This is a genomic window from Marivita sp. GX14005, from assembly GCF_023370775.1.
Taxonomy (GTDB): Bacteria; Pseudomonadota; Alphaproteobacteria; order Rhodobacterales; family Rhodobacteraceae; genus Marivita.
In genome coordinates, this window is record NZ_JAMCCQ010000003.1 from 322902 (window position 1) to 337800 (window position 14899).

The following is a 14899-nucleotide window of genomic DNA, read 5'->3' on the forward strand; positions in this document are numbered from 1 at the left end:
AAGCACCAGCGCCGTGCGTGCATCGGGCCGATCGACGAAAGCCCTCCCGTGGGGGAGGTCGGGCTTGGCGCAGTCGCGCCGGGTTGCGCTGTCCGTCGCATTTCGCTCTTTTGCTTTAACCGTCTCATTGCGCCGCCACCAATGTCTCCGGCTCCCCCTCCGGCAGCACCGTTTCCCCCGGTCGCACGATGGTGAACTGCACGTCCTTGCGCCCCACCTCGACCTTGCCATCGACCTGCCGGGCGACGGTGAAATAGCTGTCCTCCATCGCGCCGGGATCGGGGAAATCCTCGCGGTAATGAGCGCCGCGCGAGTTTTCGCGAGCCAATGCGGCCTTGGTGATGACCTCGGAAACTTCGCAGAGCGACGCCAGATTGAGCCAATCATGCCATGTCAGATTGAACGCAAGGTTGTCGGCGGACAATCCGGTTTCCATCAAGGATTCCCGTATGTTGTAGATACGTGTTAACCCCCTCACAAGGCCGGTTTCGGTGCGCATCACGCCGACCTCGTCCCACATGGCGTTCTGCAAGTCCTGGCGCAGCGGCATTACCAGACCGGGGCTGCGCGTGAACGGGTGACAGGCGCGGGCAAGCTCGGCCTCCATCACGTCCATGTCCGGCTCGCGCAGGCCGAAGCCTGCCACGTCGCGCCCCATCACATCGCCCGCGATGCCGCCGTAAACCGTGGAGTTCGCCACCCCGTTGCCGCCCAGCCGGTTCGACCCATGCGCCCCGCCCGCATCCTCTCCGGCGACGTAAAGCCCCTCCATCGCCGTGCGCGTGTCCACATCGACGACGACGCCGCCCATGAAGTAATGCGCGGTCGGCACCACCTCGACCTTGCCCGCCGCCAGATCGAACCCGCAATCGGCGCAGCGTTTGACCATGCCCTTGAACTTCTCGGACACGAAATCCGGCTCGAGATGCGCCATGCTGATGAAAACGCCCTCCTGCTCGGGATCGTTGTTCTTGCGCATCTCGGCATAGATGCCCCGGCTGACCACATCGCGCGTGGCGCGTTCGCCCTTGGCGTCGTAGTCGAACATGAAGCGTTGACCCGCGTGATTCACAAGCTGCCCGCCCGCGCCGCGCAGGCCCTCTTCCAGCACCGTGCCGGTCATCCGCGTATGATCGCCGGCCAAGAGCCCGGTGGGATGGAACTGCACCATCTCCATGTCGCGCAGCGGAAAACCGGCGCGCAGGGCCATCGCCAGCCCGTCCATCGTCTTGTCGCCGGATGGCGTGTGGTACTTGTACATCGACGGGCCGCCGCCCGTCGCCATCAGCACCGTCTTCGCGCGGACGAAGCGAAACTTGCCAGTGCGCATGTCGATCATCAGAACGCCCGCCAGCGCGCTGCCATCCTTCGTCGGGATCAACCCGATGGCGCGGTGTTCCTGCAACTTCTCGACTGGGCGGGACAGCACCTGCTCCATAAGGCGGTTGATGATCTCGATCCCCGTCAGGTCGCCCTTGTGCACCGTGCGGTCCGCGGTCTGCCCGGCAAAGGCCTTCTGGTGCAGCGTGCCGTCGGGGTTGCGGTCGAAGAAGCAGCCGACCTCGTTCTCCAACTCGCGGATGCGCACCACCGCCTGCTCGCACAGCCGCCAGGCCATGTCCTGATTGGGCAGCCATTTGCCGCCCTGGACCGTGTCCATGAAATGCCGCTCGACGGAATCTCCGTGGCCCAAGGCGACGTTGTAGCCGCCCTGCACCATCCGGGTGCAGCCGCTCTTGCCGATCAGGCCCTTGACGGCGATCGTCACCTTCGTGCCCTCGGGCGCGGTCTGCATCGCGTGAAGGGCGGCGAACATGCCTGCCCCGCCGGTGCCGAGAATCAGGATGTCGGTATCGTGCCGGTCGATGTCGCGCGTGGTGAACATCAGATCGCCCTCAGCAGGAAGGTGGTGGACACAAGGAACGACCCCGCGACCGCCGCCGCCGCCCATGTCTTTTGCGGCGCGGACCACGGCAGCCATTCCAGCGCGAGGAGGCGCAGCCCGCCGAAGACATGCACGGCCAGCAGGAAGACGAGGCCGAATTCCGCCAGCTTGACCAGCGGCATGTCGGTCAGGGTCAGGAAGGCATCCAGCCGCGCGGCATCGGTGACGGCCATCGACAACACCCAGAAATGCAGCGGCAGGAACAGGGCCAAAGCGAGGCCCGACAGCCGGTGCAGGATATAGGCCAGCCAAAGCGGATGGGCGCGCGCGACGATCATAGCGTCACCGCCAAGACCGCTTGCGCGCCAAGCGCGAAGAGGCCCACTCCGATCAGCGCCGCCGCAGCGTTCAGTAGCGTGCCGCGCAGGCCCGCCCATTCCAGCAGGATGGTCCGCAGGCCGATGGCGGCATGGATCGACACGGCGATCACGAACATGCCGTAAAACGCGAACCACAGCGCGGACCCTTGGGTGCGCCCCAGGATTTCAGCCGCCGATAGCCCGCCCTGAATCGCATAGATCATCACGCCGATATGCACGAGCACGAAAGGCGCCATCACCAACGCGCTCAGGCGTTGCGCCATGTAAAGACGGAACTCCATCACTTCGCTCCTTTGAAAAAGCGCCGTGTCGTGGCGCGTTTCAGCCCGAGGATCGCAGACAGCGGATCAAGGTCGTTGGGGCAGTATTGCGTGCACGATCCCATCGAGTGACAGGAATGACACCCGCCCTTTCCAGACACGGCATCGAGGATCGCACCCTTGTTGGCGTCCTTGGCATCATTATACACCGTCCACGCCCGTTGCAGCGCGGCAGGGCCGAGGTAGTCGGGATTGCCCGCGACCGTATCGCAGGCGGAATAGCAGATCGCACAGTTGATGCATTCGATCCCGGCGCTGGCGGTCTGCCGCTCCGGGGCTGCCGGATCGACGGGCTGGATCTCCTCCTCGCGGCTGCGCGTCGGATGATGGCGCCCTTCGGCGGCGACCCATTTGTCGAAGAACGGATCCATGTCCGCGGCCAAATCCTTGATGACCGGCAGGTTGCGCAGCGGGCCGACATGCAGCGCGCCATCCTTCAGCACCCGGCTCACATGGGTGCGACAGGTCCAGCGCGGCACACCGTTGACCATCATGGCGCAGCTTCCGCACATGCCGACGCGGCAGGCGAAGCGATAGGTAAGCGTCGGATCGGCGTTCTGCTGAATCCAGGAAACGACATCGAGAACGGTCTGGTTCTCGTAAGCCGGAACATCGAAACTTTGGCGATGCGACTCTGTGCCCGCCCCACCACGCTCGACCGTTACCTTCATCGCCGTCGCTTGAGCCGCCACGTTGCACCTTGGTTCAATTCCGGGTTTGAGCGAAAAGGTAAACGTCAGAAATGATAACGGAAAGCCAAAAATAGCTACCGTTTATGTAAGAGAAATTTTCACTTTCAGGCGCGCGTCGTCTCTGGCAGCGTGATGTGCACGGCGTAGATGTCGCCTTTGGTATCGGTGTCGATATGCGCGCCGAAGTCATTGGCAAGTTGCTGGATCAGCATAGAGCCGACTCGGGTCGAGCTGATGGCCTCTATCGGTTGCGCGCTTTCGATCCTGTTTTCCACGGCGATGACCGTGCCATCCGCAGAGCTTTGCGCCGCGACCTCGATATCGGCCGAGCCGTCCTTGCTGAGCCCGTATTTCAGCGTATTGGTCAGCAACTCGTTCAGGATCATGGCGAGCGTCGTCGCCATGTCGCTGTGAAGGCGCCGGTCGGCGCCGTCGATGATGAGCCGGAGATCGGTTTCGCCCAGCCCGACGCTGGAACGGGTCTGGGAAACCAGACGGTCGAGCAGTACGTGCAGCGAAACATCCGTCTTGTCGCCAGCCAGTTCCATCATGCCATGCACCCCGGAGATCGCATTGATCCGCGCTTCCAGCGAGACAAGCGCTGACATCGCGCTCTGCGCGCTGCCTTCGCCCGATCTTGCGATCTCCTGCTTCTCCACGCGCAGCATCGCCAAGGCAATGGCAAGAGAGTTCTTGATCCGGTGGTTGGCTTCGTTGACGAGTGCCTCGCGCAGGGACAATTCGCGGCGCAGCTGCCTGCGGTTGGTTTCCACATCGGTCAGGTCGATGAAGGTGCCGACAAGCTTTTCGCGCCGGTCGGCGGGATCGACACTGACCTCGGCGCGGATGCGCAGGAACCGTTCGCTGCCGTCGGTTTGCGGCACGCGGTAATCGAATGCCGCCACCTCGCCGCGCGGAGCAGCGAAGATACGTTCGACCTCGTCGTAAACGCCTTGAACGTCTTCGGGATGCACGCGTTCGAAGAACGGAGTTGCATGTTCCCCGGCCTCGCCCTCGGCGAAGCCGAACATCCGGTCCACGGCAGGCGAGCGGATGAAGAGATCGGTTTCCGGATCGTATCGGAAATAGCTCAGCGCAGCGGTCGACACAGCGGTGCGCTGCAGGCTTTCGGAGAAGTTCTTGTCGAGAATTTCGCGGGTCACATCCTGCGCGATCTGCAGGATCGCGACGACCTTGTCGTCTTCGATCACGGGCGACATGCGCATCCGCCAGTGATGCTCGACGAAACCGCCGGTTTCGGCGATCAGGTCGTATCGGTAGGGGCCGATATCGACGGTGTTCCTTGTGTCCACGATGACGGCCACCGCATCCTCGATAGCGCTCTTCGCGGCGTCGCCGCCTTCGTTGGGCGGGAACGCATCGAACATGCCCCTGCCGGCCACATCCAACCCGGTCGATTGCGTCATGGCCTCATGCGCAGCGTTACGCCAGAGCAGGGTAAACCTGTCATCAGGAAGGAAAAGCAGCGCCGCGGCGGGGGCTTGCTCAACCGCGCTTTTGACAAGCGCGCCAAGGTTCGTGGGTGTCGCGTGATGTTCAGAGATATCAACCACGACGTGCGACCACCCGGTTCCGATTCGATCAAGGAAAAGAATTAACTAGCAAGCTCAACATCCTATACCCTGCGGGGCGGTGTCAAACAAGACAAAGGCTGTGCGGGTCGGATATGTGAAATGTCATTCGACATAGGTCCGGCTGTCTGCGGGAACGTGTTCGGACGCCAAGAAAAAGGCCCGCCTTTCGGAGCGGGCCTTCGTGCTGTGTTCGCTCAGGCGGCCTTGCGGGCGCGGCTTCGGCGGCGGCGGTTGCCACCCGGTTTCGCCTTGGTGCCCTGCCCGCCATTCTGTCCGCCCCCATGCCCGCGCGCACGCCCGCGCGATTGCGCCTTGCGGGGGACCGGATCTTTCGGCGCGGTGCCGCTGGCGACGGGCACCTCGATCTTCATCAGCTTTTCGATCTGACGCAGCAGGTCGGCCTCGTCCGGCGCGCAGAAGGCGATCGCCTCGCCCTCGCGGCCCGCGCGGGCGGTGCGACCGATGCGGTGGACGTAATTATCCGGCACTTCGGGCAGATCGTAGTTGACCACATAGGCCACGCCGGGAATGTCGATGCCGCGCGCGGCGACATCGGTCGCCACCAGCACGGTGATCGTGCCGTCGCGGAACGCCTTGATCGCGCGGTCGCGCTGGCCCTGGCTCTTGTTGCCGTGGATCGAAGCCGCGTTGTAGCCATCCGCGACCAGCCCCTTCATCAGCTTCTCCGCGCCGTGCTTGGTGCGCGAGAAAACCAGCGTGAGCGCATCCATGTCCTGCGACAGGATCTCGCGAAGCTTGGCCTGTTTGGCGGATTTGTCGGCAAGGTGATGCACCGATTGGGTGATCTTGTCGGCGGCCTTGCCCGGCGGGGCGACCTGAACCTTCTTGGGGTTCGTCAGGTAGGCGCGGCTCAGATCCTCCATCTGTTTCGGCATTGTGGCCGAAAAGAGCATCGTCTGGCGCGGCGTGCCCAGCTTGGGCGCGATCCGGCGCAGCGCGTGGATGAAGCCCATGTCGAGCATCTGGTCGGCCTCGTCCAGCACGAGATGCTTGACGGTGCGCAGATCGACGGCCTTGCGGTCCATCAGGTCGATCAGCCGGCCCGGCGTGGCGACGAGGATGTCGGTGCCTTTCAGAAGCTGGTGGATCTGCTTGTTGATGGATTGCCCGCCGACGACGACATTGACCTTGAGTTGGGTCTTTTTCGTTAGGGTCCGCAGCGACTCGGCGATCTGGTTCACCAATTCGCGCGTCGGCGCGAGGATCAGCGATTTCGCGGTGCGCGCGGCGGGGCGTTCGGAACTGTCGAGAAGGTGGCTGACCAGAGGCAGGCCGAAGGCCATCGTCTTGCCGGTGCCGGTCTGGGCGAGACCCAGCACGTCATGGCCCGCCAAGGCGAGCGGCACGGCCTGCGCCTGAATGGGGGTAGGTGTCGTAAGGCCGGCGTCTTGAAGCGCGGCGAGGAGAACGGGCTTGAGGCCCAGTGTGTCAAAATCGGACAAGAAATTTCCTTTGCAGCCCGACGCATCCTGCGCAGGGCATGGGGGCGGGCCGCATCACGCGGCCAACGAGGGTGTCCGCAGCGCGTTCAGGACGAGACGAAAGAGCCCCGTGCCGTCCGGCACTACGTCAGGGACCCTGCGTGATGGGGAACTGAATTGCTTTATCGCCGATGCACCCATGATGACGGGCGCGGCAAGCTCACGCGGCTGCGCGGCGATGGAGAGCAGATGGGGGCTTGCGGCAAACAAGTCAAGCAGGAAAGCGCCCCGCGACCGGCATCGGTCGCGAAGGCGCGGGATTTGTGGGCTCAGAGCAATGCGGGTTCCTCGCTTGCCATACGGTCGAAGGCGAAGCCGACGAGCGAAAAGGCGGTATCGCCCAGCGCGGTGATCCCGACCGCATCAAAGCCCTGCCCGTCCAGCCCGACCGACAGCGTGCCCGCCGATGCGCTCTCGACGCTCGATCCGATCTGCGTGCCGCCATCGAAGAAGGACAGCTCGACATCTCCCGATCCGCGCAGAGTGGCGAAATCGAACATCGCCATGAGCGCATCGCCGAACGCGCCCTCCTCCAGCTCGAACACCAGCGTTTCACCGTCATTGACGAGGACCGTCTCGCCCCGGAACAGATCGTCGGCGCGCGACAGGACACCGATTTCACCCCGGAAGCTGGTGACATACTCACGGCCCGGTGCGCTGGCCCCGAGCTCGATGCCGACATCGTCAAATGCGATGTCGTTGCGGATCACCGGCACGCGGTCGGTATCGACGACGCTGCCCTCCACGCTTTCCACCGCGCGCGTGCCGAGGAACCACGCCTTTTCCAGCGCGACCGACACGGTGACGGTTTCAGGCTCCGGCGCGCCGAAATCGAGCAGCGCGATAAGCGGGTCGTGATCGCTGGCGCGGCTTTCGGTTTCGGCGAATTCGGAATTCACATGCACCACGTCGAACTGCGCGCCCGCGATAAGCGCGTCAGAAACGAGAATGTGATCGAGCGACTGGCTGTTGCCCTGGAAATTGAACGTGTAGCGTTCATCGGGGTCCAGCGTGTTCGTCAGGTTGGTCAGCCCGGCGGCTTCCAGCCCCGTCAGCGGGGAGACGAATTCGAACTCGTTGAAATCGCCCAAAACGACGATATTGGCGTCTTCGTCCTGCGCCAATTCTGCCGAGACGAAACCTGCCACCGCTTCCGATTGTGCCTGCCGTTCATCGAGCGAGCCGTTGACGGTCACGTCCTCCTGCCGGTCCGCGAAATTCTGCTCCACGCCGAAAATGGGGGCGCTGCCGCCCTTGGACGAGAAGTGGTTGTTGACCACCGTCACCTCTTCGCCATTGAAATCGAAACGCGCGAGGAGCGGCAGGCGCGCGCCGTCGAAGGCGGCCCCCGGGTCCTGGCTTCCGATAGTCGCGACAGAGCCGTCGATCAGCGACACGCGGTTCTCGTTATAGAGGAACCCGGTGCGGATATTGCCTCCGGGCTGGCCGCCGCTGGTGTTGTCGCCGATGAACGGGTTGTCGATATAGGCATATCCGGTGCTGCCGTTCAGCGTGCCGTCATCGGCCAGATCGATGGCGTCGATCAACGCGGCGAAGGTGCCCGCCGCCGAAACCGTGCCGTCATCGGCGGAACCGGAGCCGTCCTGCACTTCCTGAAGCGCGATGATATCGGGGCTGGCGAGGTTGGTCAGGATCTGCTCGGCGATCGCATCGAAGCGGCCATCGGCCAGATCGGCGTCGCCATCGGCGTCGTTCGGATCGAGGTTGAGCACGTTGTAGCTGGCGATGCTGAGCGCGCCCTCGGAGCCGTCCAGATCGGTTGTTTCAGGCTCAAGCGCCGAGGGTTCGATCACCGTAACGGTTTCCGTCGGTACGATCTCGTAATTGCCGAAGCTGTAGGATACCACGCCCATCACATCGTCGAAGGCCGCGCCGGTGCTGACCTGAACGGCATCGCCGGGGCTGACCGTGGAATCCCAGTCGATCTGGACTTTCTCGGGGTTGAAATCGTCCGGCGAGATATTGAGCGTTCCGCGATCCGACAGGCCGGACGCCCCCGCGCCGCCATCGACGGCGATAAAGACCTCTCCGAAGCGGTTGGTGCCGGAGATGGCGACGGGTTGCGGCACGGTGACGAGCATCGCCTCAAGGCTTTCGTAGAAATCGATCCCGTCGGTCTGCGGATCGAAGGACGCGAAGGCATCGTCGTCGATATTCACATCGGGCAGCGGCCGACCGGAGGCGCCGAGCACCACCGAGGCAGGCAGTGGATTGCCCGAGGACAGGACCGTGATCTCGGGCGATCCGGCAAGCTGCGTCGTGCTGAGATTGCCCGATCCCGCGCCGCCGGGATAAAACTCGGAAACCGTGCCCGTCACGTCCACCGCATCGCCGACGCTCACGCCCGGCGCCGAGGAGGTGAAGACGAAGATCGCATCGGAGGTGGCGATATTGCCGTCGCCATCCGGATCCTGAAGGTAGAACCCGTTGGAATCGACCGCCGTCACGATCCCGGAGGTCGTCACCCGCGCGCCGTTTCCTCCGCTGGTCGGATCGAGCGGGGTGTCGCTGACAAAGCCGGAGACATGGCCGGCGCCCTGAATCTCCATGATGGTGACGCGCTCGGGCCCGGTCGTCTGGGCATTGGTTTGCCCCGGCGTATCGGCGGAAAGATCGGAGAAATCGAGCAGCGTGAAGGCACCGGTGCCATCGGGCAGACGCGCCGCGCCGGCCGGGGCGAACCCGCCGGACGATGCGACGACCAGATCGGAATAGCTCAGATCGGGGGTGGCATCCGCATCCTCGATGGACAGGCTGGCGAGGATGCTGTCCCAGGGCGTGCTGTCGAAACTGCCGTCATCATCGGTGTCCAGATCTTCGCCCGTCAGCGCGGTAAAGCCGTCCACCAAGAGGAAGGTCTGCGGAGAGCCGAAGAAGTCTAGCGCCGGAACGCCCACATCGCCCGGCTCCAGCGCGGGATTTTCGCTATTCGCGATCAGCAGAAAGCCGTTCTCATCCGCGACCGCGCCATCGAGACTGATCGCGGCGTCAATATTGCCGGGCGCGAATTCGCCCGAAATCGCAAGCAACGTCTTGCCATCGAAGGATTGCCCCGGCGCGGCCAGCAGTTCGACGAAATCATCCGTGTCCGGGCCGGACTGCGCCACGCGAAACTCGTTGATCGCGATATCGCCGCCGCCGGTGCCGTTCGGGATCGGAAAGGGGCTGGCGGCGCTCGCGTTGCTCGTCTCGCCATCGAGCGCGTTCGGGCCGCTGAATCTCCATTCAGCCGGATCGAAAACGGCGCTCGCCCCTTCGGACGGGTCGCGCGACGCCCAGCCGTCGAGATACTCCCAGACCTCGCCATTGCCGTCGACGTCGATATCGCCGAACAGGTCGATCACCGCGCCGTTCTCGAAAAGCTCGATCGCGTCATCGCCGTTGATCGAGGCCGCGGCGCTCGTGTAATCGGGCGCAAAGCCGAAATATTCGGTGAACCCCGTGCTTTCGCTGGCGACATGGATGGTCGACCCGGCGGCGAGCGGCCCGGCGGGAAAGGTAAATTCCTGCCCGTCGCTGCCACCGCCGTTATTGGCCGAGCCGAGGCCGAAAACCGACAGATCGGAAATGTCGGGCAGCGCGAAAAGCTGGATCGCCTTGGGCAGCCCGCCCGGAAGCGGGCCGTCGATCACGCCGGTTATCATCAATGTCATGTCGGGAACCTCCTGTTGCCGGCCGGGTGCCTTCATCGCCCCGGTCCTTCCGCCCGACGTTACCCGCCGACGTTGAAATAGCCTGGAGAAAATTCACCCCGTCTGCCGCACATGGCGATTTTCCGCCCATCGCCGGATGGAACCTGCGCGCGCGCAGCTGTTGGTGACGGGGGTGATGGTGGCGGAGGCTCAGTCCGCTCACCACAAGTTGCAGAAAGCTGCATGAAGCCGAATTTACTATTGTGATTGCAAAGACTTAAGAAATACCCCCAATCTTCACCCTTGCAAATGGACGCACGAAACTGCACTCAATTGCACATCTTTTGGTGGCAAGGATGGTGGCAATAAATGCCTAAAAAGGCGACTGAACTCAAGGACCTCCAAGTGCGTCGCCTGACTCAGCCTGGCCGACATCCGGTCGGAGGCACACCTCCGGGTTTGAATCTGAACATCACCGAGAACGGCGCTCGGTCTTGGATATTCAGAGTCACCGTTGGCCGCAACAGACGACATATCGGTCTCGGCCCCTACCCTGAAGTCTCCCTGGCCGAAGCACGCCAGAAAGCCTTGGACATGAAACGGTCCATTGCCTCTGGAAGCGACCCAGTGGAAGACCGTAGAGCACGGCGAGAAGCACTCATGGCGGAAGTGCGAAAGCGCACGTCCTTCGAAGAGGCCTTCAATCGTTTTTACGAAGAGAAGGTCCAAGGCGAGCTGCGAAATGCGAAACACATCAAACAGTGGCAATCGACGTTGAGCACATATGCCTTTCCGACAATCGGCGATAAATCCGTCGCCGACATCACCGTCGAGGACATCCTCTCTGTCCTTCGCCCGATCTGGTTGGCGAAGAACGAAACAGCATCCCGGGTGCGCCAAAGGCTTGAAGCGGTCTTAGACTGGTCAACGGTGATGAAACTGCGCGAAGGCGACAACCCGGCGCGCTGGAAAGGCAACCTGCAGCAATTGCTCCCATCGCCGGGCAAGGTTCAAAAGGAAAAAAAGAGCCCAGCAGTGGCGTTGGATCAGATTGCTGTCTGGTTTGCGCTCGTTCGATCGAGAGACGGCATATCCGCTAGGGCGCTGGAGTTCCTGGCGTTGACGGCAACCCGGTCAGGCGAGGTGCGTGGCGCGCGCTGGGACGAGATCGATTTTGCATCTGCCATTTGGACAATACCTGCCGACCGAATGAAAGCCTCACGAGAGCATCGGGTTCCGCTCTCCAAGTCGGCAGTCGCGTTGCTTGAGAACCTCCCGCGGATGGTCGATTGTGAACTCCTCTTCCCCTCGTCCAAGAATGGCATCATTTCTGATATGAGTATTTCTGCCGTGATGCGGCGGATACAGGAAAGCGAGGAGAAGGCTGGCAGGACGGGATTTCTGGACCAGAGGTCCCGTCGGCGGGCGGTTCCTCACGGTTTACGCTCGAGCTTCCGGGATTGGGCGGCAGAACGCACCAACTATCCGCGCGAGATGGCAGAACTCGCTCTTGCCCATTCGGTCGGAAACGCCGTCGAACAGGCTTACAGACGCAGCGATATGGTGGAGCGACGGCGCAATATGATGGAAGACTGGGCCGAGTATCTTGCACCGCTCATCAGAGCGAAATCATAATGAATGAAGCATTGTCACACAATTCTGATACCGGATTCAATCCCACACCGAATACACACCAGCTTGCAATCACCTCACCGGGCCCGCCAACAAGAAGGTGATTAAGCCACTTCCTTAACGATAGCCATCAATTCGGCGTAACTAGTCACAACATCATATTTAACGCGGTCTTCATTGATCCGGCGACCGATTTCGTCAAAAAACTTCCTCGCGCATTTGATCTTGGTCTGTTCCAATTCGCGCATTTTCATTGAGGGTAGGTCAGACTTCGTCTCAGCAACAAAGTAAAGGTGCTTGATACCGCCCTCTTTGAACGCGATCGCCCAATCTGGGTTATAGTCACCAACAGGCGTTGGGATCAGGAAACCACGTGGTAGTTTGGAGTAAACGACGACCTCTTCGCTGGTATCAAGATCCATGACGAAGTCCCGCTCAACCTTTGAATCGACGATCGCGTGATCGTAAACGTGGTTCTTCAGCTTGTCGGTTGCCTTCTTGAAATCATTGCCGGTTTCGCCCGCAGTAAACAGCTCTGAATCATAGCGCTCTTCAACCGCATCGTAAGTGAGCTTTTCAATGATGGCTGTCGCTTTTTGTTCTTGGATCAAGTGCGACGCATCGGCGATGAACTGTTCGGGGTTCTTGGCAAACTCGGCAAATTTTACTGGCTGAAGCCGGGCCAGAATTTCGCCCACGGTCTTGCGGGTCAGATCGGTATTCTGGGCGATGGATCCGATTACGTCGTATGACACGCGAGAATGCGCGCTCTTGCCACTCTCAGATTGAATTTTCCCCTGCACGAAGGCACTGCCAGCACGTAGGCTCTCATCGGTTACGTCATCTGACAAAGCACCCTCGGTCACAAGATATTGCAGTGGTGCCACCTGCAAATCTTTTTCTAACCGGTCAATGCAGCTTTTGATCAGTGCGGGGCTATCGAACTCGACCTGATAGACGGCTTTTCGGTTAATCCTACGCCATAGTTCTTGAAATTCCTTGCGATGGAAATTCTCATTTAACCGGTTTCTCTTAGGTTTGCGCCCATCGCTGAACATGTCGTCTACGGCCTTGCCGTTGAAAACGGTGTCAATCAGCGCGAAGACCGCATCGCCATGAACTTCCAGCTCCTCGGGAAGCGCTGCCAAATCCTCCAACTTGCGGGCCTCATGATAGCTGGCGGTGATATGGCCATCTTCATCCACATAATCGCTCTTGATCAGGAAGCGCTCCAGCTTCTTGGCCAGTGATTTGTCTAAGACCAGTTCCAGATCGCCGGTTTTCAACGTTTTGCCCTCGAAATACTCGGCATCCGCCTGCTTCGACCGAGCCGAAAGGTTCTCGACGATCTCCTTCTGCAGCGCCGTCACGAATCCCTTGTAGCTTTCCGATGCGACCACGGTCAGCACGTTGATGTCATGCACGGTAACCGGATGATCCATCCGCTCACCATTGCGATTGACCGCGATCCGCAAACCTCGTCCAACCTCCTGACGCCGTGAGATCGTGTTCTGGCTTTCATTGTGCTTTAGCATGCACATCACGAAGACATTGGGGTTGTCCCACCCTTCACGCAGGGCCGAGTGGGAAAAGATGAACCGAGTAGGTTCATCAAACGACAGCAACCGCTCCTTGTCTTTCAGGATCAGATCATAATCACTCGGTTCGGTCGACTGGCCCGCCAACTCGCCACGAACGACGGCCTTGGGGTCCGTCATCCGACCCTTCTTGTCGATCGAGAAATACCCGCGATGGGTCTTGGCTACCTCGATACCGGCGAGATAGTCGCGATATTCCACATTCTCCAAGGGCAACTCAGCCAGCAGTTCGTCAACCGCCAGAGCATATTCTTCTTCGAATACCCGGGCATATTCGCCTTGCTCGTCAGCCTGATCGTAATCGCGATACTTTACCACCTCATCGATGAAAAACAGCGATAGCACCTTGATCCCGCGCGCAAACAGCACCTGTTCGCGCTCCAGATGAGCCGAGATAGTCTCGCGAATCTGTATCCGCCGGATGTCGCGTTCCGTAACATCGCCAGACGCTTCACCAGCGTGCAGCACATCACCATTGGTAAAATGCACCGTGTCATCGCGGGCGTCGATATTGCTCACAACGAAATCCTTGTAGACTTCCAGCCCCTTGGACAGATCGAACAGGTTGCGTCCCTGTTCCAGCTTTCGGGCGACACGTTTGATCCCGCTCTGCATCTTGACCTCGATATCCACCCAGGCGACCGGCGCGGCGCTTGAGGTCTCGATCCGGTGCAGGAACAGATACGGGTTCGTCCCGCTCAGGCCTTTGGTTTCCACACCGCGCACCTTGATCTTTTTGACCAGCTTCCGATTGAAGGCGTCCACGGCGTCCAGACGATGCACCTTGTTGTGGACTGTCCTATGTGTCGCCGAATAGCGCAGGATGAAGAGTGGGTTGAACAGCGGTAAGCTTTTTTGTGTCGCCGGCCCTTCCATCTTCTGCGGCTCGTCCAGGATCAGAATGGGGCGGTTCTTGGCGATCACGTCAATGGGCTTGCGCGACTGGAAATCGTCCAGCTCGTCATAGATCCGCCGGTTATCTGCACCTGACGCGTTGAACGCCTGAACGTTGATCACCATCACATTGATCCCTGCGTCTGAAGAAAAGCTCTCCAGCTCGTGCAGCCGCTTGGAATTATAGACGAACGCCCGGACCTTTTTGCCGTATTCCTGCTGGAAATGCTCAGCCGTAATCTGGATCGACTTGGCCACCCCTTCGCGGATCGCAACGCTAGGCACCATGATGATGAACTTGGACCAGCCATAGCGCTTGTGCATCTCGAACATGGTCTTGATGTAGACATAGGTCTTGCCCGTGCCCGTCTCCATCTCGACATCGAGGTTGATCTGCGCGCCGGGCTTGTAGCTGGCGGGCTTCTTTCTGCCCTTGTCATCGGTGTAATGCGTCAGGCTCTCTGACAGGGGCAACAAGGCGGCGCGCTGCACCTTGTGAATGTTCCCCAGAATGACATCCTCGGGCAGCTTAACAGGGGCGTTGCCGAAGCCGTCCAACTCCAACCTCGACTGCGCGCCTGCACCGGGATCGATGGTGTATTTCAGAACATCCTGCTGGGGCTGGCCTTCAAAGCAGTCGACCACGGCATCGACAGCATCGGTCTGATAGGGTTGCGACTTGAACTTGATCTTCATAACGGTCGCTTTCTTAAATCCAGCACTTCTTTCTTAGATGCTTTCTTAGGAT

General features: G+C 60.8%; 9 protein-coding genes. 1 reads left to right on the forward strand and 8 read right to left on the reverse strand.

Annotated elements, in window-relative coordinates; genetic code table 11:
- Positions 1–124: 124 nt before the first annotated feature.
- From M3465_RS11765 to M3465_RS11795, 7 genes are all read right to left on the reverse strand, one after another.
- Entirely contained in the window at positions 125–1885 is a 1761-nt protein-coding gene (locus M3465_RS11765; protein WP_249501940.1) for an L-aspartate oxidase, read from the reverse strand.
- The gene (gene sdhC / locus M3465_RS11770; protein ID WP_249501941.1) at positions 1885–2223 is read right to left on the reverse strand and encodes a succinate dehydrogenase, cytochrome b556 subunit; all 339 of its coding nucleotides are present in this window, start codon (positions 2221–2223) and stop codon (positions 1885–1887) included. Before sdhC ends, M3465_RS11765 begins: the two co-directional genes overlap by 1 nt.
- Positions 2220–2546, reverse strand: a complete 327-nt coding sequence (locus M3465_RS11775) for a succinate dehydrogenase (protein WP_249501942.1) — start codon at positions 2544–2546, stop codon at positions 2220–2222. Before M3465_RS11775 ends, sdhC begins: the two co-directional genes overlap by 4 nt.
- Positions 2546–3256 carry a succinate dehydrogenase/fumarate reductase iron-sulfur subunit gene (locus M3465_RS11780; protein WP_249501943.1) on the reverse strand — a complete coding sequence of 237 codons (711 nt, stop codon included), beginning with the start codon at positions 3254–3256 and terminating at the stop codon, positions 2546–2548. The genes M3465_RS11775 and M3465_RS11780 overlap by 1 nt, the downstream gene beginning before the upstream one ends.
- A 125-nt stretch (positions 3257–3381) precedes the next feature.
- Complete coding sequence (locus tag M3465_RS17155; RefSeq protein ID WP_249501944.1) at positions 3382–4851, reverse strand: sensor histidine kinase; 1470 nt, start codon at positions 4849–4851, stop codon at positions 3382–3384.
- A gap of 215 nt (positions 4852–5066) precedes the next feature.
- Complete coding sequence (locus M3465_RS11790; RefSeq protein ID WP_249501945.1) at positions 5067–6335, reverse strand: DEAD/DEAH box helicase; 1269 nt, start codon at positions 6333–6335, stop codon at positions 5067–5069.
- Between the two features lie 308 nt (positions 6336–6643).
- A complete protein-coding gene (locus M3465_RS11795) occupies positions 6644–10048 on the reverse strand; it encodes a DUF8508 domain-containing protein (protein ID WP_249501946.1) in 3405 nt (1134 codons plus the stop codon).
- Positions 10049–10396: 348 nt separating this feature from the next.
- On the opposite strand from M3465_RS11795, the gene M3465_RS11800 reads away from it, so the two are divergent.
- Complete coding sequence (locus tag M3465_RS11800) at positions 10397–11662, forward strand: tyrosine-type recombinase/integrase (protein WP_249501947.1); 1266 nt, start codon at positions 10397–10399, stop codon at positions 11660–11662.
- A gap of 101 nt (positions 11663–11763) precedes the next feature.
- On the opposite strand, the gene M3465_RS11805 is transcribed toward M3465_RS11800, so the two are convergent.
- Entirely contained in the window at positions 11764–14847 is a 3084-nt protein-coding gene (locus tag M3465_RS11805; RefSeq protein WP_249501948.1) for a type III restriction-modification system endonuclease, read from the reverse strand.
- Between the last annotated feature and the right edge of the window lie 52 nt (positions 14848–14899).